21 protein-coding genes and 1 other RNA gene are annotated in these 18732 nt (G+C 42.1%); 9 read left to right on the forward strand and 13 right to left on the reverse strand.

Going from position 1 to position 18732, the window contains the following annotated elements; translation table 11 throughout:
- Nucleotides 1-100: 100 nt before the first annotated feature.
- On the forward strand, nt 101-655 hold the full coding sequence (locus BG260_RS09615; RefSeq protein WP_069132094.1) for an adenylate kinase: 555 nt from the start codon (nt 101-103) through the stop codon (nt 653-655).
- A gap of 49 nt (nt 656-704) precedes the next feature.
- On the opposite strand, the gene BG260_RS09620 is transcribed toward BG260_RS09615, so the two are convergent.
- Both BG260_RS09620 and dtd read right to left on the reverse strand, forming a co-directional pair.
- Complete coding sequence (locus BG260_RS09620; RefSeq protein WP_069132096.1) at nt 705-1607, reverse strand: alkaline phosphatase family protein; 903 nt, start codon at nt 1605-1607, stop codon at nt 705-707.
- A complete protein-coding gene (gene dtd, locus BG260_RS09625) occupies nt 1608-2048 on the reverse strand; it encodes a D-aminoacyl-tRNA deacylase (protein WP_069132101.1) in 441 nt (146 codons plus the stop codon).
- Between the two features lie 463 nt (nt 2049-2511).
- On the opposite strand from dtd, the gene purM reads away from it, so the two are divergent.
- The 3 genes from purM to BG260_RS09640 all read left to right on the forward strand — a co-directional run bounded on the left by purM (nt 2512) and on the right by BG260_RS09640 (nt 4386).
- The gene (gene purM / locus BG260_RS09630) at nt 2512-3516 is read left to right on the forward strand and encodes a phosphoribosylformylglycinamidine cyclo-ligase (RefSeq protein WP_069132103.1); all 1005 of its coding nucleotides are present in this window, start codon (nt 2512-2514) and stop codon (nt 3514-3516) included.
- Nucleotides 3517-3546: 30 nt separating this feature from the next.
- Nucleotides 3547-3891, forward strand: coding sequence for an AtuA-related protein (locus tag BG260_RS09635; RefSeq protein WP_069132105.1), 345 nt, complete (start codon nt 3547-3549; stop codon nt 3889-3891).
- 75 nt (nt 3892-3966) lie between these two features.
- A complete protein-coding gene (locus BG260_RS09640; RefSeq protein ID WP_218089758.1) occupies nt 3967-4386 on the forward strand; it encodes a DoxX family protein in 420 nt (139 codons plus the stop codon).
- Here the strand turns inward: BG260_RS09640 and BG260_RS14185 are convergent.
- From BG260_RS14185 to BG260_RS09670, 6 genes are all read right to left on the reverse strand, one after another.
- Complete coding sequence (locus BG260_RS14185; protein WP_069132109.1) at nt 4383-5153, reverse strand: hypothetical protein; 771 nt, start codon at nt 5151-5153, stop codon at nt 4383-4385. The two genes, BG260_RS09640 and BG260_RS14185, sit on opposite strands and share 4 nt — an antisense overlap.
- A gap of 168 nt (nt 5154-5321) precedes the next feature.
- Nucleotides 5322-6152 carry a purine-nucleoside phosphorylase gene (locus BG260_RS09650; protein ID WP_069132111.1) on the reverse strand — a complete coding sequence of 277 codons (831 nt, stop codon included), beginning with the start codon at nt 6150-6152 and terminating at the stop codon, nt 5322-5324.
- A gap of 104 nt (nt 6153-6256) precedes the next feature.
- Nucleotides 6257-6901, reverse strand: a complete 645-nt coding sequence (locus BG260_RS09655) for a DivIVA domain-containing protein (RefSeq protein ID WP_245683942.1) — start codon at nt 6899-6901, stop codon at nt 6257-6259.
- Nucleotides 6902-6974: 73 nt separating this feature from the next.
- The gene (locus tag BG260_RS09660) at nt 6975-7337 is read right to left on the reverse strand and encodes a hypothetical protein (protein ID WP_069132113.1); all 363 of its coding nucleotides are present in this window, start codon (nt 7335-7337) and stop codon (nt 6975-6977) included.
- 6 nt (nt 7338-7343) lie between these two features.
- Complete coding sequence (locus BG260_RS09665) at nt 7344-7658, reverse strand: hypothetical protein (RefSeq protein WP_141691565.1); 315 nt, start codon at nt 7656-7658, stop codon at nt 7344-7346.
- Between the two features lie 76 nt (nt 7659-7734).
- Nucleotides 7735-8433 carry a YggS family pyridoxal phosphate-dependent enzyme gene (locus BG260_RS09670; RefSeq protein WP_069132117.1) on the reverse strand — a complete coding sequence of 233 codons (699 nt, stop codon included), beginning with the start codon at nt 8431-8433 and terminating at the stop codon, nt 7735-7737.
- Between the two features lie 258 nt (nt 8434-8691).
- Between BG260_RS09670 and BG260_RS09675 the strand changes: the two genes are divergently transcribed.
- The 4 genes from BG260_RS09675 (at nt 8692) to BG260_RS09690 (ending at nt 11586) form a co-directional block, all read left to right on the forward strand.
- Nucleotides 8692-9744: a Nif3-like dinuclear metal center hexameric protein gene (locus BG260_RS09675; protein ID WP_069132119.1), complete on the forward strand. Its 1053-nt coding sequence runs from the start codon at nt 8692-8694 to the stop codon at nt 9742-9744.
- A gap of 18 nt (nt 9745-9762) precedes the next feature.
- A complete protein-coding gene (locus tag BG260_RS09680; RefSeq protein ID WP_069132122.1) occupies nt 9763-10497 on the forward strand; it encodes a zinc ribbon domain-containing protein in 735 nt (244 codons plus the stop codon).
- 75 nt (nt 10498-10572) lie between these two features.
- An RNA gene (gene rnpB / locus BG260_RS09685) (RNase P RNA component class A) lies at nt 10573-10933 on the forward strand.
- Nucleotides 10934-11085: 152 nt separating this feature from the next.
- Complete coding sequence (locus BG260_RS09690) at nt 11086-11586, forward strand: DUF4168 domain-containing protein (RefSeq protein WP_069132125.1); 501 nt, start codon at nt 11086-11088, stop codon at nt 11584-11586.
- Nucleotides 11587-11665: 79 nt separating this feature from the next.
- Here BG260_RS09690 and smpB read toward each other — a convergent pair whose 3' ends face one another.
- The 4 genes from smpB to BG260_RS09710 all read right to left on the reverse strand — a co-directional run bounded on the left by smpB (nt 11666) and on the right by BG260_RS09710 (nt 15186).
- Nucleotides 11666-12151 carry an SsrA-binding protein SmpB gene (gene smpB / locus BG260_RS09695; protein ID WP_069132127.1) on the reverse strand — a complete coding sequence of 162 codons (486 nt, stop codon included), beginning with the start codon at nt 12149-12151 and terminating at the stop codon, nt 11666-11668.
- A gap of 110 nt (nt 12152-12261) precedes the next feature.
- Nucleotides 12262-12696 carry an outer membrane protein assembly factor BamD gene (locus BG260_RS09700; protein WP_069132129.1) on the reverse strand — a complete coding sequence of 145 codons (435 nt, stop codon included), beginning with the start codon at nt 12694-12696 and terminating at the stop codon, nt 12262-12264.
- Nucleotides 12697-12715: 19 nt separating this feature from the next.
- Nucleotides 12716-13921: a site-2 protease family protein gene (locus tag BG260_RS09705; protein ID WP_069132131.1), complete on the reverse strand. Its 1206-nt coding sequence runs from the start codon at nt 13919-13921 to the stop codon at nt 12716-12718.
- Between the two features lie 35 nt (nt 13922-13956).
- Nucleotides 13957-15186, reverse strand: coding sequence for an arginine deiminase (locus BG260_RS09710; protein WP_069132204.1), 1230 nt, complete (start codon nt 15184-15186; stop codon nt 13957-13959).
- A gap of 179 nt (nt 15187-15365) precedes the next feature.
- Between BG260_RS09710 and BG260_RS09715 the strand changes: the two genes are divergently transcribed.
- A complete protein-coding gene (locus BG260_RS09715; protein ID WP_069132133.1) occupies nt 15366-16217 on the forward strand; it encodes a SirB1 family protein in 852 nt (283 codons plus the stop codon).
- Nucleotides 16218-16336: 119 nt separating this feature from the next.
- Here BG260_RS09715 and BG260_RS09720 read toward each other — a convergent pair whose 3' ends face one another.
- A complete protein-coding gene (locus BG260_RS09720) occupies nt 16337-18604 on the reverse strand; it encodes a glycosyltransferase (protein WP_083750233.1) in 2268 nt (755 codons plus the stop codon).
- Nucleotides 18605-18732 lie beyond the last annotated feature (128 nt).

Here is an 18732-nt window from a genome sequence, read left to right on the forward strand (position 1 = left end):
ATACATCGCCTTTTTTATGGCACAACTTTAGGTAAAACTATCGGCTCATTCTGAACAGTTCAGAGAGATAATGGGCTAACTATAAACATTAAAGGGTATTATGAATATTATAATTTTCGGACCTCCGGGAGCCGGGAAAGGTACTCAGGCTGAAAAAATGAAACATCATTTTGAGATCCCTCACCTCTCTACCGGAAATATTTTCAGAGAAAATATCAAAAACGAAACGCCTCTTGGAAAAAAGGTTAAATCCATTCTGGACGCGGGTGAACTTGTTCCAGACGAAACCGTCGTGGATCTGGTAAAAGATGAGCTGAGTAAATCAAAATATGATGACGGCGTAATTCTGGACGGTTTTCCACGAACCGTTGCTCAGGCTAAAGCCCTCGACTCTTTCTTTGATGAAAACGATAAGAAGATTGACGCATTTCTTACACTCACAGTACCTGAAGAAGAGCTGATCAATCGAATTTTGAGTCGCGGTGAAGGACGCTCGGATGACACTCCGGAAATGGTCAAAAATCGATTGAGTGTTTATCACAAAGAAACCGCTCCGGTTCTGAACTATTATAAAGAAAAGGGAGCCGTTAAAGAGATTAACGGAGTTGGAACAATTGATGAAATTTTTGATCGAATCAAAGAAGCCCTCTCCTGATTCCTCTCCTTCGAATTTTAGACAAAGCCCTCATCTGTTGAGGGCTCTTTTATTCCTTATCTTTTTTCAGCGAATCCAAAATTGCAGGAGTTATATCCAGTATGGATGATGCATTTTTAAATGGTTCCGCATCACCTTTTACAAAGAGAGGGACCGGGTTCCGTGTATGCGTTTTAATGGAAAGATCTTCAATATTCCCATGATCGCTTGTGATGACCAAGGTATCTGATTTACTCATATTCTGAATCATGTGAAACAAAAATCGATCAAGTATGGTGAGAATGATGTCCGTTTTCTTTCTATCCATCTGATGGCCCATCTTATCCGTCAGATAGTATTCATACAGTACCAGGTCAAACTCTTTTAACGAATTCAACGCACGCATGGAAGCATCTTCCGGGGTAATTTCCGGTACATCAAGGTTCAGACTTTCCCTCCATGCGTTTTGAATAATCTCTGCAGTCAATGCCTTCTCTTTTAATACATCTTCCAGCCTGTTTAATTTGATCCCGGATGCCTTGGTCATCAGCGTGGTGCAGGTCCATCGATTTCTTTGTGCAGATTTTTTAAAGAAAATATCGGGATAGGCATTCAGAAAATGTGGGGAGAGTCCTTCCTGTTTAGCTTGATGAAACAGGCTAACCTCTTCAAGTAAAAATTTAGTTGTGGAATAAGGAAATGGACCAAAATGTTTACCGGCTATTTTGGAAGCATTTTGTCCGGAAAAAAGCGTAGCCTGACCCGTTCCACTTTGAGGTAATCCCTCCACATCCAGATTTGCATCAATGGGCAAATAAAGTTTATCCTTTTGAATCACAGGCCGGATACCGTCATGTAATCCATCCGCTTCTGTAAAATAAGAGAACGATTTGAGGTTTTTTGTAGCCAGTGGATTCTCTTCACTCTTTTTACCGACCCCTACTCCATCTATAAATACAAAGAGTAAAGACATCTATTTCTCAACAATAATTGTGACAGGGCCGTCATTTATCAGATCCACTTCCATCATGGCACCAAATTTCCCTTCCTCAATTAGTAGATTAGTTATCTGCTTAAACCGATCAATCATATAGTCATAAAGTGGTTCAGCTACTTTCGGTTTCGCTGCCTCTATAAAGCTGGGACGAGTTCCCTTGCGGGTATCTCCATAAAGTGTGAATTGCGAAACTACCAATATTCCGCCATTAATATCCTCAACAGACCTATTCATTTTACCCTCCTCATCCTCAAAAATTCTGAGTCGTGATATTTTTCTACAACACCAATCTATCTCCTTTTTTGTATCAGATTCGTGAATACCTACAAGCAGCATCAACCCCCGGTTAATTTTTCCGGTTACTTCGTTATTTACCTTTACCGATGCTCTTTTTACGCGCTGAACGACAATCTTCATATGTGGATAAGAGTGTGAATAAGTTTGGTTAACAATGTGAACAACAGAAACCTTCCATTATTAAGCAAATCTTTCCACACCAATTCACAAAAATCTCGAATTGTACACATAGAAAAAGAATAACTTTCGCTGTGGAAAGACTAGATGCATAAGATAGGTGTGAAACGTATAAAATGTTAATTACTTTTCTAAGTAGTAGTTAACTCTTTATTTTTATTGACCTATTTATCCACAATGTTATTCACATTTATAAAAGATTATCCAATCAAGAAGGGATAAAAAAGTTTTAAACATATCCACACTGCCTACTACTAAAAAACAAATTTCCAATCTCATCTTACTCGTAAATTCCTGTGGATAACAAACAGAATAAATCAAAATGAGTTCTCTCTTTATTTCTATATTTAAACTGCTTTTAGATGAAGCCTATTAAATTTCGATACTAAAAATTTCCAAAAATACTGTGAGTAAAAAATCATTCAGCTATAAAGATTCAGGCGTAGATATTAAAGCAGGTGAACAGCTTGTGGATTCTATCAAAGATGTTGTAAAAGAGACACATAATGAGAATGTTCTGACCAACATCGGTGGATTTGGAGCTCTGTTTAATGCAGATTTTTCAAAATATAAACAGCCTGTATTGGTCAGCAGTGTTGACGGAGTTGGTACAAAATTGATTGTAGCTTTTAAAGCTGAAAAATTTGATACAGTTGGCCAGGACCTGGTAAATCACTGTGTAAATGACATAGCTGTTTGCGGAGCAACCCCTCTCTTCTTTCTTGACTATTTTTCTACAGGTAAACTGGAACAGCACGTTGGATTTAACGTCATAAAAGGTTTTTCGAAGGCTTGTAAAGAGAACGGTGTTGCATTGATAGGCGGTGAAACGGCTGAAATGCCTGACATCTATCAAAAAGGAGAATTTGACCTGGCCGGAACCATTGTTGGCGTGGTTGACAAGGAAGAGTTGATTGATGGATCAAAAATTGAAAAAGGAGATTTACTGATCGGCTTTAAAAGCAATGGTCTGCATACAAACGGATATTCACTCGCCAGAAAAGTACTGTTTAGCGAATATGAGATTAACGACATTCCGGGTAAACTGGATCGGTCGGTTGGAGAAGAGATGCTCAAGGTTCATAAATCATACCTGAAGTTGATAACTGAGCTGAAATCGGTAAAGGGTGTAAATGGATTTTCTCATATTACGGGGGGAGGAATCATTGGAAATACAAAACGTGTTCTTCCCAAGGGAACCGAGCTGGATATTAAATGGGATAGCTGGGAACGACCTGCTATTTTTGAACTGATCCGCGAAGTTGGAAATGTTGATGAAGAAGATATGCGTCAGACTTTTAATTTGGGAATTGGGTTAATTGCCATAATAAACCCTGAAGTACTGGATGAAGTTGAAAAGAGAGCGCAAAAGCTCGGTGAAGAGCTTTTTAAAATTGGAGTTGTAAAGTAAAAAGCAACATGAACACTAAAAACGATTGAGATGGCTACTGTAAAATTATTGGAACTGGCACACGGCCGCAGCGGAGACAAAGGCAACGGAAGTAACGTGGGGATTATCGCCCGCCATCCGGATGTGTATGATTATCTAAAAAAAGAGCTAACTGCCGATAGGGTGAAAGAGCACATGAAACATATCTGCAAAGGTGAAGTAGAGCGTTTTGAAATGGATAATATCGGCGCTCTGAACTTTATTTTGAATGAAAGCCTCGGTGGCGGTGGCACAGTTTCTTTAAAATTGGATGCACAGGGAAAAACACATGCTTCTACTCTTCTAAGAATGGAAATGGATGTACCGGAAGAACTGATTGAAAAAGTTAAATCGTAAAAGTTCTGTTTGAATTTCATAAATACCTGAAAACAGGGAGAGAAAACAACGATACTTATCCGTTTTCTTGTCGGTGTGGTATTTATTGCTGAAGGAATTCAGAAATTTCTCTACCCAGTACTCCGAGGCCTCGGACGATTTGAATCTATAGGTATTCCATATCCTGAATTTTCAGCCAATATGGTGGGTGGATTTGAAGTAATTTGCGGGCTGCTGATTTTAATCGGTCTTTTCACCCGGTATGCTTCAATCCCTCTGATTGTCATCATGATTTTTGCAATCATTACGACCAAAATTCCTATTCTGTTCGGTGTAGAGATGATGGGGTTCAGCCTTAGAGAACTGGAGTACTACGGTTTGTTAAGTATGATTCATGAATCCAGAAACGATATGGCCATGCTAATCGGCTCAATTTTTCTGTTATTGAAAGGCGGCGGAATGTACTCTCTTGACCTGAAACTGTTTGGACCAGCCGGAAAGGAAACTTACAATTAGTCCATTCCGGTATGAAATCGATCTCTTAATTCCTGAACATAAATTCCGATCTCGTTCCGGATCTCAAACAAGCGATTGTGAAATTCGAAATAGAGTTCACTGTCAAGTAGTTTTCCTTTCTTCAATTTCTGCAGATTAGCCAGTGCTTCATTAGCACTATAGAGGGCTTTTTTTGTGTAAGCGATATTTCCGCCCAGTACATCAAGGTCAAACCCGAATGAGTAGCCGCCGGCCAGTTTTGCAGAAATGGTAAGTGTATTGCTTACGAATTCGTGAACGGCTTTAGACTGTTTGGTAGGATTGATCGTTTCGCCCCACTTCAAAACATCAACGGCATAGTTGAGTGCCTCTTTGTAGATTGCGAGATTTTCAATGGATCCAAACTCGTCCATCGCATAATCTTCACTTAACTCTTTCCAGCTTTCTCCGCTGTCAAAGTCATCATCGTCATCCTGGTCGAAGGGAAATTCATTATCCAGGAAGAAAAAGTCATCTTCATCCCACTCATCCTCTTCGTCTTCCCAGTCATCTTCATCTTCAGGGAAATAGGCGTCATCCAAAAGAAGCTCTTCTTCGATAAATGTTTCAACCGCATCCAGCTCATCAATACTTTCTTGAAGCAGTATTAGCCAGCGAGGTGTATTTCCGTTAGGATCGGAAGTGATGAATCGTCGAAGTTGTTCGCTTCTTTTCTCGATCTCGTTTAGGTGAGACTCCCACTGAAACTCATTCCAGATAGGGCCATCGTCAAAATCGTGAAAGCTCATGCAGTGATGTGCTATAGAATTATTGGTTATTGTATTTAATCAAAAAACCTGGTTAAATACAAGTACAAAAATACGACTTTTTGTACTAAAAGTAACTACAAGAACGCATCAAAAAGAAGATTGTTACGAGTTCTTTTAATTATAAATAAATCAAGTAATATCAGATTCTTATAGTTTTTCTAAAACACCGATTATCACTTTTGTCATTTTTGGCTCGGCAATACCCGCCGCTTCAATAATATCTTCCATTACCACCGGCTTCAGATTATCGGGAAAACATTCATCCGTAATTGCGGAAATTCCAAGAACTTCCATCCCCATATGAACGGCTGAAATGACTTCCGGAACCGTGCTCATACCAATAACATCCGCACCAATGAGTCGTAAAAAACGATATTCAGATTTGGTCTCCAGCATGGGTCCGCTCATGGCAGCATACACTCCCTGGTGCATATGGATATTCTGTTCGAGGGCAACGGTCTGAGCAATATCCATCAGCCGCTCTGTATAAGGTTCACTCATATCCGGAAATCGCGGCCCAAGTTCATCATCATTGGGTCCGATCAGGGGATTGTCTCCCAGTAGATTAATGTGATCGCGAATGAGCATGATGTCTCCACTGGTAAAATTTGGATTCATCCCCCCGCATGCATTGCTGACAAAAAGTGTGTTTGCTCCGTTTTCTTTGAGAACCCGTACCGGAAAAACAATCTGCTGCATCGAATAGCCCTCATAGTAGTGGAATCTCCCTTGCATGGCTACGATATCCTTACCGGCGAGGGTGCCGAATAGAAGTTTCCCTTCATGAGTTTCTACCGTAGAGACCGGAAAATGTGGAATTTGATTATAAGGGATGGATATTTCCACATCCATCTCCTCGGCAATTTGTCCCAGACCGGTTCCAAGAATTAAGAGATATTCCGGACGCAGATCGGTTCGAGACTGAATGTATTCGAGGGCTTCATCACGGTTTTTTCGAAATGTTTCTACAGTTTCCATAGTAAGGGGTAATCAAAATCTGATGTTGAAAAATTTTAACTGGTGTGTGAACTGAACTATAAAGCGTTTGATGATTTTATGAGATTGAAAATAGCGGCAGTTCGTCAGTCCAGTTCGTCCAGAATATCATCAAGTGATTGAGGAACAGATGATTTTTTACTCTCTTTGGATTCACTCTCATCATCAAACGTAAAATTGTTGGATTTTTTGGATGACTTCTGCTCGTTAGTTTTTTGGTGAGATTGATCAATTTCCGGCTCTTTTGGAAGTTTAAACAGTGAAGCTTCGTCTTTGCTAAACTGATTTAAAGAATCCGATGCGATATCGAGATAAGATTTTATACCACTGATAATCTCTTCGCGGCGATCGAGCAGGCGCAGAATGCTTTGGCGAATTTGTTGCCGCTGCTGATGAGCTTCCCTGACGATAGAGTCAGCTTCCATTTCAGCTTTTTCGATGATATTTATGGACTCCTTTTTCGCTCCGCTCAATTTCTGTTCAGCGCTGTCTTTGGCAGTTTGAAGCGTTTCGTGGAGAGCTTCTTCCACACGTTCATAGTGTTTCAGTTTATCATCCATTTTATCAATCTGGGCCTCCAGTTCCCTCACTTTTCCAACCATATGCTCCCACTCGCTGGCAATCAGATTCAGGTATGCGTGAACCTCAGCAGTATCATAACCCCGCAGAGATTTTTCAAATTGTTGCTGTTTAATTTCAAGAGCCGTGAGTTTCATTGGTTGTGATCCCATAAGTTATTGCAAAACTGTTTCTGTTACCTGTATAGATGAAAATGTAAAAAGCTGACTTCAGAGAACATAACGATTACTGATTTAACATGTTTTTCAGTTTACCGCTGTTCGTCTGCCGGTTTTCCTCTTTTTTGGTTTGATCTTCTATTTCTATCTCTATAGCACTTTTACGTTCCTCTTTTTTCTCATCTTTTTTGAAAGATTTTGAAGGAATCGGGTCATCACCGGAAACGATCGCCTCCAGGTTTTGAAGACGACGATCAGTATTCTCTTTGAACTCACGAAGTGCAGCCAAAAATTCTTTATTGTCTGTAATACTGCTGCTTGACTTCCTTTTAATTGCCGCCTTAATAATACTCCCTACAGTTGCTATAAAAACGATAGAAATTACACTTCCGAATATAATAGCTAAAATTGCAACATCTTCACCATACATAGTTAATCATCTCTGTTTTTTTGCCTTGTTTGAAACCGAACGCCGGTTTTCTTCTTTAATACTTTCTTCATCATCAATTTCTATCTGTTGAAGAGGGTCACGTTTTGATCCTGAACTAAACTCTTCAGGATCTGCAGCAGCGATTGCTTCCAGATTTTCAATTCGTTTCTTCATTTGATGAAGCAGTGTTCTCATCTCATCCAGATCATCCTCAGTTCGGGAGGATTTTGTCTGCCACTTCATTTTATTCTTTTGGTAATCAATGATATACCCGCCAACTATTGCTGCTAACACAATCAAAGCCCACATAAAACTACCCATATCTCTACATTTTAATAATGTTCTCTAATAAAATATCAAAATAATGCATTCGGTTGTGTTATAACGGAATGGTTTTTCAATAGTTGCGTTCTCCAAAGATAGCCGTTCCAACACGAACCATGGTTGAGCCTTCCTCTATGGCAACTTCCAGATCGTTGGTCATGCCCATGGAGAGATGTTTCAGATCTACAGAGCCTCTGTTTAAGTGCAGATGTTTATCCCTGAGATTATTCAAGAGTTTAAACTCAGGACGAACCGTTTCCGGATCATCGGCGAACGTGGCCATTCCCATTAACCCCTGCACTTTAGTGTATTTTAAATCCTGTGCATATTTCAGCATACCCTCAAGTTGTTCGGGGTCACATCCGCTTTTTTGATCCTCATCGCTGATATTTACCTGGATGAGAACATTAATGACCCGGTTGATCTCAGAAGCTCTTTTTTCCACCTCTTTGAGAGCTTTCTTTTTGTGAATGGACTGAATCCAGTTCACCCGTTCAACCATATACTTTATTTTATTGGTCTGAAGGTTACCGATAAAATGCCAGACCGCCGACGGATTTTTGACAGATTCCATTCTATCCTGCAGTGCTTTGGCGCGATTTTCACCAAAATGAAAATGCCCATGTTCCAGTAATTTCAAAACATCTTCATCGGGTTTGGTTTTACTAACGGCCACAAGCGTAATCTCACCAGGATTTCTGCCGGCTTTTTTGCAGGCTTGTTCAATTCTTTTTTTAACTGCTTCGTACCGTGAAATAATTTCACTGTTCATAAAATGATTGGACTATTTTAAAAAGATCAAATTTTAAGTTTCTACTCTTGATAAAAAAGATAAGCAACAGATCATTTCAAAAAGTACATGAAAAGAGAAATAATCCCGAATTTAGTTTTTAAATGGTGAAAAAATAATCGTATTTTTCATGTCTGTGAAAAAGATTATGACACATCAGCCAAAATCTTACATACAAGATTTAGCGGGTCCTCAGCCGGCAGAGATCAAAGCACATCAAAAAACCGGAGGCCCATCCACTTGAACACTCAGGTTCGCCATATAAAAGACTTTATGCATCAGTGGGCACCGCCCGGCATAAAGATGAGTTATGACAATGTAGGACTTTTGGTAGGCGATCCCTCCGCATCTGTTTCCAGAGTGTTAGTGTGCCTGGATGTAACCGAAGAAGTAGTAAACGAAGCCGTTGATAAGAAGTGTGAGCTGATTGTTTCTCACCACCCTCTCATTTTTAAAGATATTTCACGGATCAACCCTACAAACGAACAGGGACGAATTATCTACAAGCTGATTCGTAACAATATCGCTTTGATGACGGCACACACCAACCTGGACGCTGCACTGGATGGAGTTTCATTTGTGCTTGCCAATAATGTTGGGCTCGACAACCTTCAGTTTCTGGATAAGAATTATAACATCAGCCGGAAAATTTCCCTGGTCACAAATACGGATGACACTCAGGCGGTGTTAAAGCTTCTCAACTACTTTTCGGCAGAAGAGGCGCACTACTACAGTGTAGACAACCGCAAAGAGGGTCAGTACTGCTTTGAAGCCACCATTGATGAACAGAATGTGGGTCAGCTTCGCGCAGCACTTGAAAAAGAAGGCTTGTTGAAAAAGGGATCTTTTCAGGAGATGGAACTGACAACCCCATCAAATAATTTTGGAATGGGTGTGATAGGCGACTACCCCGAGGAGGGAATCGCCATGGATGAATTTTTACACCTTGTTTGCCGCGCACTCGATGTTCCATCCGTTCGCTTTTCGGGTTCATCCCAAAGAATTAAAAAAGTTGCCGTATGCGGTGGAGCCGGCGTGTTTTTGAAAAACAAAGCTCTCAAGGCCGGAGCCGATGCATTTGTGACCGCTGATATTAAATATCACGACTATTTTACCGAGAGGGATGATTTTCTTCTGGTAGATGCCGGCCACTATGAAAGTGAGTTTCCTGTAGTTGAGGCGATTCGTAAAGAACTGACCGAAGCTTTTGAACATTTGTTTGTAGATGCAACTGAAGTTGTCACAAATCCGATGAAGATCTACGTAACCGATTTTGAAAATAAAAACATCTAAACATCTCTAAATAACGCCATGCAAGAGGTACTTCAACAATTAGCCAATTTACAATACATTGACAGCCGCATTGACGAAATCAAGCAGTTGCGCGGAGATCTTCCCGAAGAAATTCTGGATATTGAAACGAATATCAATCGCTACACAGTTCGAATCAATCAGCTGGAAGAGGAAGCCGACAGCCTGAAAGCTGAGAAGAAGAAACTGGAAGTAGGTATTGAAGAGTCTCTTGACAAGACTAAAAAATATGAAGAGCAGCAGCTCTCTGTTCGCAATAATCGTGAGTATGATGCTCTTACCAAAGAGATTGAAGCTCAAAAAACTTTTGTAGAGAACGCGGAATCGCGCCTCGAAGAGATTGCAAAACGCCAGGAAGAGCTTGAAACCGAGCTGGCTGAAAACAAAGAGAATCTGGAAGAGACGGAAGAACTTCACGCAGAAAAGAAAGAAAACCTTGATAAGGTGATTCAAAACACCAAAGAAGAGGAAGAGAAACTTCTGGATAAACGGGATGAGCTGGAGAAAGAGCTTGATAGCCGTTATGTGAGAAGTTACAACAGATTGCGAGAAGGACTTACAAACGGCATGGCTGTAGTGGCCATGGACAGAGGAGCCGCTCACGGAATGGCACTGCCTCCCCAGACTCAAGTTGAAGTCCGCAGAAAGAATAAGATCATCATTGATGAAAACAGTGGCCGTATTGTTGTAGATCCCTCCTTCTTTGAAGAAGCGAAAAAACAGCTTAAAGTTTAAAAGACTCTCCCTTTACTATTAATCAAGCTATACGTTTCTGGTAATTCAAAACGTTATAGCTTCATCGCATTAAGTGAAGATTTCCGGACAATCGCCGCCTGACGTTTCAGGAGGAGGAAAGTCCGAACACCAACGAGAACCGTGCTTCCTAACAGGAAGGTCTCTTTAACGGAGGACAGCTAGTGCCACAGAAAACAGACAGCCACGCCTTTGGCGTGGTGATGGTGAAAAGGTGAGGTAAGAGCTCACCGCTCCGGCAGTGATGCACGGGGGCAAGGTAAACCTCACGGGGTGCAAGTTCACGCAGGCTGTGCGCCTCTCGTCGCCATACAGCCGGGTAGAACGCTTGAGCTTCGGAGTGATCCGGAGACTAGATAAATGATTGTCGTCTCGATTTTTCGGGATACAGAATTCGGCTTACAGGAAATCTTTACGAACTTTAAAGGCTATTAGAGTTATATCTGGTAGCCTTTTTTGTTATTGGAACAAAAAAAGATGATTTTAACTACACAAAAATAGTTGGTAATAAAAACCAAAGATTTAGGTTATAAACCTAAGCGAATTAATACTAAACAACACAGGTACTACATGACACTTATTCGAAGCATTAGCATTGCACTTATTGCATTATTAATTGGAGCAGGAGCTGTATCCGCTCAGGTTCAGCAGCAACAGCCACAAATGCCCGATCTTCCATCCAATGAAGATGTTAGCGATGAAGAAATTGAAATGGTTGCAAGTGCAATTAATGAACTCGGCCCGATTCAGGTTGAAGCACAGGAAAAAATGGCTGAGGCTGTAGAAGAAGAAGACATCACTTTTGAACGTTTTCAGCAGATGATGATGGCCATGCAAAATCCTCAAATGGCTGACCAGGTTAATATTACCGACGAGGAGATGTCCAAATTGCAAACACTTCAGCCTGCTCTGATGGAAATTCAGTCAGAAACTGACGAGAAGATGATTGCAAAAATTGAAGAGAACGGTCTTACAATTGAGCGATATCAAGGAATTGTAATGGCGGCTCAGCAAGATGAACAGCTTAGAAACAGAGTTGAAGCTCTTCTTGATGATGAAGAGGAAGGATAATCTGAAACGAACGTTTTAGAAAAAGTAAGGCTGTCGGTAATCACTGACAGCCTTTTTATATGAATGTATATAAAGCCGTTTAAAGGTTCACGTTATAGGAACCTTTAATTTTTCGATCCAGTTCTCGGCGAACATCCTTCTCTTTAATATCTTCCCGCTTGTCGTACTGTTTCTTACCGCGGGCCAGACCAAGCAAAATCTTTGCATATCCTCCCTTAAAGTAGAGTTTAAGCGGCACCAGGGTAAACCCTTTTTGGTTGATGCTCTTGTCAATTTCGCGAATTTCCCTCCGTTTAAGAAGAAGCTTACGGTCGCGCCGTTCGTCGTGGTTATTGTACGAACCAAACTTATACGGTTTGATGTACATGTTTTTTAGCCAGATCTCCCCATTTCTGAAATAGGCAAACGCCTCATTCAAACTCGCTTTTCCTTCACGAATTGATTTTACCTCCGTTCCCTTGAGTACCACACCTGCTTCATACGTCTCATCGATGTGAAAATCGTGACGTGCTTTTCGGTTCTCAATTTTTGGCGGAGGGTTTTTTTTAGGTTCGTTCTTAGCCACAGCTAACAGTTAAATGTAAAATTCAGTACGAATAAGATTTAAGTATGCAAAACAAACTACTCGTTCTGCTGATTTGAAAGTTATCAGCTTTAGGGATGGTTACCAAAGAATCAATAATCAAACCCTACTTCACGCAGAGCTTCAAGTACTTCGGGTTCCGGTTCCCGGTTTGGTATGGTGGAGTAGATATCCATTATCTGCTGAATCTGTTCTGAAGCAATTTGGTTGTCCGGATTAAGCTTCAGCACTTCAACAAACTGCATTAATGCATTATTCATCCGGGTGCGCATTTCGGTTTGATCAAACGTGTTCATGCTGTACAAACCGTAGTTGAGATGGGTCTTCTCAAGCAAAAATCGAGTATCGGGATTCTGGGGATCTTCTTCCCGAAGTAGATCGAGCGCTGCTTCATACCGGTTCTGATCTATCATTCGATCAATCTGCTCAGAAAGTGTCAGATTTGGATCAATTTCTATATCTCCTTCATCAGAAGAGCAAGAGATTAATGTAATGAGAAGTAAAACAGAGAGAATTTTTTTAATCATGGGGTTCAAATATTAGTCTTTAGTTTAAAAAATAGATGGGCGTTGGGCTTATGCACAAAATAAAAACTGCCATACTGATCCATCCGAGTCGTTTTCGTCCGGGTGAGAGTTCTTGTTCATAAATTACCGGCGGATGTTCCAGTTTAACAAAATAGACGAGAAAGAAACTCCATACCACCCAGATCAGCGAGCCGGATTGTGTAAAACTACCGACCCAGAAATAGAGATAGCCGATTGAGACGATCAGTGAGAGCGCCCAAACCGGGGCAATCCAGGTGTGGTCGCGGTAAAACCCTTTACGCATTAAAAAGAGAAGAGCCAACGCCCAGATAAGCAGTGCCGAATGGCCGTATCCCGGCAGCCACTCCTCTATGGATAGATAGAGAAACGGAATGGCTTCAATACCGCCAAGTGCAGTAATAAATCCAAAACTGATACGAGCAACCGTTTGATGTTTTTTGTAGCCGATGAGCGAGTAGAGTATGTGGCCGCCATCAAGCTGCCCGACGGGTGTTAAGTTTAATGCGGTAAAAAAGAGGCCCAGCCATCCGGCAAAAAGAAACGGATAGTGATACATCTCATACATGGGCGGAACATTGTCGAAAAAAGAAGCCAGAAATGAGTAGAGAAGTGTATTTCCCATTAAAATTGTGGCTGCTTCCTCAGATTGAGGTTCGGGTGCCACATCAGGAAAAGTACCCGTCTCCTGCACGTGTGCAATGACCTCTTCATGACCGGCAAAATTCTCGACAAAAGAGGGATCCGGCAGTGTGGAGAACCCGTAGAGTAAAATGATGATTGATACGACAAAGCCGGCTACAGGCCCGGCTACACCAATATCGAACAACTTTTTGGTATCATGTATTTTCTCCTCAATCTTGATGACTGCGCCCATCGTGCCAATGCCCAGCGGAACAGGTATAAAGTAGGGTAAAGTAACTTTTACATTGTGATAGACGGCTGCAAAATAGTGGCCAAACTCATGAGTACCGAGAAATGCCAAAAGCAGTGCAGCAAAAATTGCTCCTTGCGGCCACATCTGCCAATAACTTTCTGCATTGGCCGTATGGCCTACCCAAAAAATACCCACAAACGTTACGCAAATAAACGTAGCAACAAAGAGAAGAAAGTGTTTGGTGATCGTCCAGGCCGAAGGATTGTTTTTCTTTGGTCTCTCAAACTCGGGGTTCTCTTCCTGAGGAATATTGTATTGTGGAAATGACAAATTAACGCTCGTTTAAATTTAAATTCTGCAGATGATCAAAGTGAACCGCGAAGTACCGGCATAGTCATACATCGTGCGCCACCTCGCCCACGGCACAGTTCATGACCCTGGAAACTGATCGCGATTTTCCCCTCTTTTTTATAGTCAAACGGCTTGTTACTGAACTCATCAATGAAATCGAATTGATCCATCAGCTTGTAACCGTGTTTTTCCATTTCTGAAAACGTTTTGGTGTTTCGGCCATACCCTACAATTACACCCGGAGCGAGGGCAAACACGTTGGCGCCATCGGTCCACTGCTCGCGATATTGATTTATGCGCTCCTCTCCACCGCACTGTATAAAATTAAATTCTTGCTCTGTGAGCTCTTCAAGCGCACCTTTCAGTGATTCGCAGCGGCGGGTTTGAATATTACCGTTTACGGCATAAAGATCTACCACATTGTCGGTCTGCTCCTCAATTGCAGGCGGGAATGCAACACACTCATATTGGTCGGCAAAGGTAAAAATGGTATCCAGGTGCATGGAAGATCTCTGTTTGGGAATATCCACGGCCAGGACATGCTCCACACCCGTATCGATCAATTTTTCGGCAACATTCATCAGGCCGCTGAACGATGTGCGTTCACTCATCCCAATCAGAACAATATTATCTGTAGCAACCAATACATCTCCCCCTTCAATTGATTGATGGCCGCTGATGTTGATGGTATTGCTCTTCACCTCATCAAATAGCGGATGATGCTTCACAATCATGTTCATCAGTAAAAATTCGCGTGCACGGGCTTTTTTGGCGGCACGTGAGAGTATGATATGATCTCCCACCACGGCTGAAAGATCGCGAGTAAACAGAAGGTTTGGCGCGGGGTTTAAATTAAACGCTCTGTTTGGGGGAATGGAGCCCTCCACAACAAATTGAAGAAGTTTTTCAGGTGAGAGCTTTTTGAGATCTGCCTGAACGGTGTGGATATTTTCAAATGGAAGCTCTTTGATCATCAGTTCGATGAACTCTTCCCGGTTCTCCACTTTTTGAAAACAGTGCAGGGCAAGATCCAGAATTTCTATCACCTCGCCATCTTCCGGCATGGCAGCTTTAAATATTTTCAGCATGTCGAGATGCTCCTGGCGGGCATCATTCTCAAAGATAATATCATCAAAAAGAAGTTCATCTTTAATCACCGGATTGACCAGGGAAACTTCGTGCCCCGGCGTGTGAACGATTACTTTTTTGAGCGGATTAATTTCTGATGGTATACCGACGTTCATGATCATTATTTAAGTCTGAATTAGAAGCGTGTAAGATATGAAAAATCATGGAGAGATCGGTCAGCACCCATTTAATTTTGCAGACTAACCATTCTACAGAAAGAACTGTATCTTTTGATGAATCATAACGGCGATTAAACTGTTTGATGGAGTGTTAAAAGTAGTAATCGAGGTAGTTAATGACAACAAAATCAGAAATAGAATCACTTATTTATCTACTGGACGATCCTGATCCGGAAGTTCAGAGCGGAGTTCACAGCCGGCTGAGAGAACTGGGTGAGGATGCTGTTCCCCTGCTCGACGAGCATAAAAATGAAACACGTGGTGAGCAGGAGAAGGAGTTTATCAACAACATCATCTACAACATTACCATAGGATCTCTGATTGAAGAGTATGCGGAACTTATGGAAGAGGGTGTGCACGACGCCCGGAATCTGGAGCGGGCTGTTTTAATGCTGGCCAAGTTTGGTTCTCCAACCCTCCGTATTGAGGAGTATTCACGTAAACTGGATATCCTCAGCCGGGAGATCAGTGCAGATATTGCTTACACGCCATCACTGAGAGAAAAGATGCAAATTATACTCCAGTATGTATTCCGGGAACTCCGTTTTCGGGGGGATTCAGCAAATTATCATCATCCTGATAATGCACTCCTCAACAGGGTGATCGACCGCCGAAAGGGGTTGCCGATCATGCTCGGGCTTGTTGTTATGTTCCTTGGGCGAAGATTAAATCTTCCGTTTTACGGTGTAAATATGCCAATTCACTTTCTGCTGCTCTATAAAACACCAAGTGAAGGCGTGTTAATCGATCCGTTTGATGGCGGCACTATCGTCACGTATGATCAGTGCTACTATTTTCTCAAAAAAAATGGTGTGGAGCCCCGACCCGATCACCTGAAACAGGCGGATGAGTCTGAAATACTGGCACGGTGTATTCGCAACTTAATTAACAGCTACAGCAAACAGAATCAGGAGCGAAAAGTGAAAGATCTTCGGCAGTTGCTTCATCTGACCGAATTAAAGGGGTAGTAAAAAAGTCTCCCCTAAAAAGGGGCTCCGAGTGTTAGCGACACGTGAAACGAAATTTAGAGGGGTGTTCAATAATGTGTCGTCCTGAAATAGGTTGACGGATTAAACATTAAACCCACCTACAGCGTAAACTCTACGGTATTCTCTTCAGATGAGAAACGGTATGGATCCATTTGGGCAGCCATACTTCGGAAAGATTCGGCCTCTTTTTGATCTCCGGTCTGGCTGTAGATCTCTGCAGCGAGATTAAACAGATCGGGGCTGGCCGGGTAGCGCTCCATCAGCTTTGTTAAAAGCGGCGCTGCATCTTCAGTCTCTTTATCAGCTACATGAATTTTCAGTCGGAAAAGATCAAAAACGGGGTGAGATTTTCCGGCTTTATCCAAATAGTGACGGCAGCGTGAGTAGATGTTTTTTCCAAAGTAGTAGTGTACAAACAGAATCAGAAGTGCGGGCGGAATGTCAATTTCATCCAGCCTGTCTTCGAGTGTGCGCAAGATTTCCCGTTCGTCGGCAATCAACAAGGCCGATACAATTGTCATCAGTTCCCGTGGGTTCCAGTCGGTTCGCAGAATTTCTGTTTTGATTTCGTCCGTTAAATAATCCTGCACGGCGTGAACCCAATCCGGTTCCGGCTGGAGTGGATTTTCGGGCATACCCAACAGTTCAAACCGGTCGGGGTGTTTTCCCTGATTCGGCATACTGTATTCCGGATCACCGTCCCACTTTTCTGAATATCGTTTTCGGTTCTCCCACTTCAGATGGGGAACCATGGAGATTCCCATCATATCAACGGTTTTCCCCTTGATGTGCTGAACCGCAGCTCTGTTTGCCACCATCACTTTTTTGCCTGCATTCAGGATCTGAAAGCAGAAATCTTCCATATCGAAGTGGCACAGTTTGTACTCCTCATCAAACCGGAAGCCGGAACGGTTTTGAACCATAAAACAGCAGCTATCTACAATATCCGTTTCGGAAAACTCCTCATCAGAAGCGGCTGTTTCTTTGCCTTCATTCAGAACTTTAGGAGCAACAAGTTCTACTTTATTTTGGTTTTTGAACGTACTTCTCAGTACCGGAATGGTGTTTTCATTTAAGAGCACATCGTTGTGCATGACCAGAACATAATCTCCGTTTGAAGCTTCAAAGCCCTGATTAACTGATGCACCAAATCCGCGATTGGAAGGGTTGGTAATAACGCGAATATTTAAAAACCGGTCCTCATCAAGCTGTTGCAAATATTCAAAAGTATCGTCAATACTGGCATTGTCAATTACAATTAACTCCGTAGTATTGTGATCCACAACATCAGAAAGCTGAATCAGGGAGTTTTCGAGCAGTGATTTTCCGCGCCCGGCAGTAGGGATCACAATACTCAGTTCAATCTGATCAGGATCGGTTTTCTGCTTTTTCTTCTCCTCTGCTGCTTCGTGAAACAGTTCGGCTTGAGATTTTGAACGGTTTTCAAGCTTGTGGAGAGAGTGTTTCAATTCGGAGGCTTCAACGTGTCTCCTCAATTTCTCCAGCGATTGAATTTTGATCCGGTACGCTTCGTAATGATCAGGCTCTTTCTTGAGTAGTTTGTTAACCAGATCGAGAGATTTATTTGCATCGCCCTGGCTTAGTAACTGCCGAGCTTTAACAAGCAGATCGTCATTGGACTGAACCACACTTTCGTCCGACTTTAAATCTGCCAGCAGGTTCATCAAGGTTTTTTGTTCCTCTGCACGTTCTGATATTCTGATAGATGAAAAAATAAATTCCCGCACATCCGAAGCGGAAGCGTGTATCGGAGAGTTCTCAGAGACTACAAAAAATGGATCCGTACGGTGCCATGCATTATGGCGGCTCAGCCGGAGCGCGAGTTCAGCTCCGTGCAGGTTTTCCAGGTGAGCGTTAAAAAAGAGTTCATTCTGGCGAATTACATTCCGATTCCAGATCAGGCTGCTGTCATCCGGCAGGTCACCCTCAATAGCGGCGTTAATCCACTCCTCTGCGGTTGATGGCAGGTTGTGGTCGAGCACCCAGACGGCCGTCGGATCAGATTTGTACCGCTTGATCGATTCGGAAAGCAACGACTCATTCAGTCGTTCGGCCTGAAGGGGAGCCCAGATTAAAGGAGCAGTAGATTGCAGAATACCCTCATTTAAGGAATTTCCACGGCCCGAAGGCGAATCATGTTCAAATAGGTAGATTCGTTCACCCGATGCCGTGTTCAGCGTTTGGTGAATAAACTGAGATGTCTCGATATCAGCCGCATCATTGATGATGATGATCTCAAGACCGGGAATTCTGAACTCCGTCGTTTTGGTCAGAAGCTCCCGAAAATGAGGCTTCTGGGCGTGTGTGGTAAGTAGAACCGAAAGCTGAACCTTATCCTGCATCATGATTTTGTTTTAAACAAATATACAAGATGATAAGGGCGGATAAAAAATCAGATTAGGTTGTTTTAACTCCGAAACTTTTTGGGCTCAAAGAGGCTCATAAATATTGGCATTTGATGCTCTTTTTGTTA

The sequence above is a fragment of the Rhodohalobacter halophilus genome (genome assembly GCF_001715195.1).
Classification (GTDB): Bacteria; Bacteroidota; Rhodothermia; order Balneolales; family Balneolaceae; genus Rhodohalobacter; species Rhodohalobacter halophilus.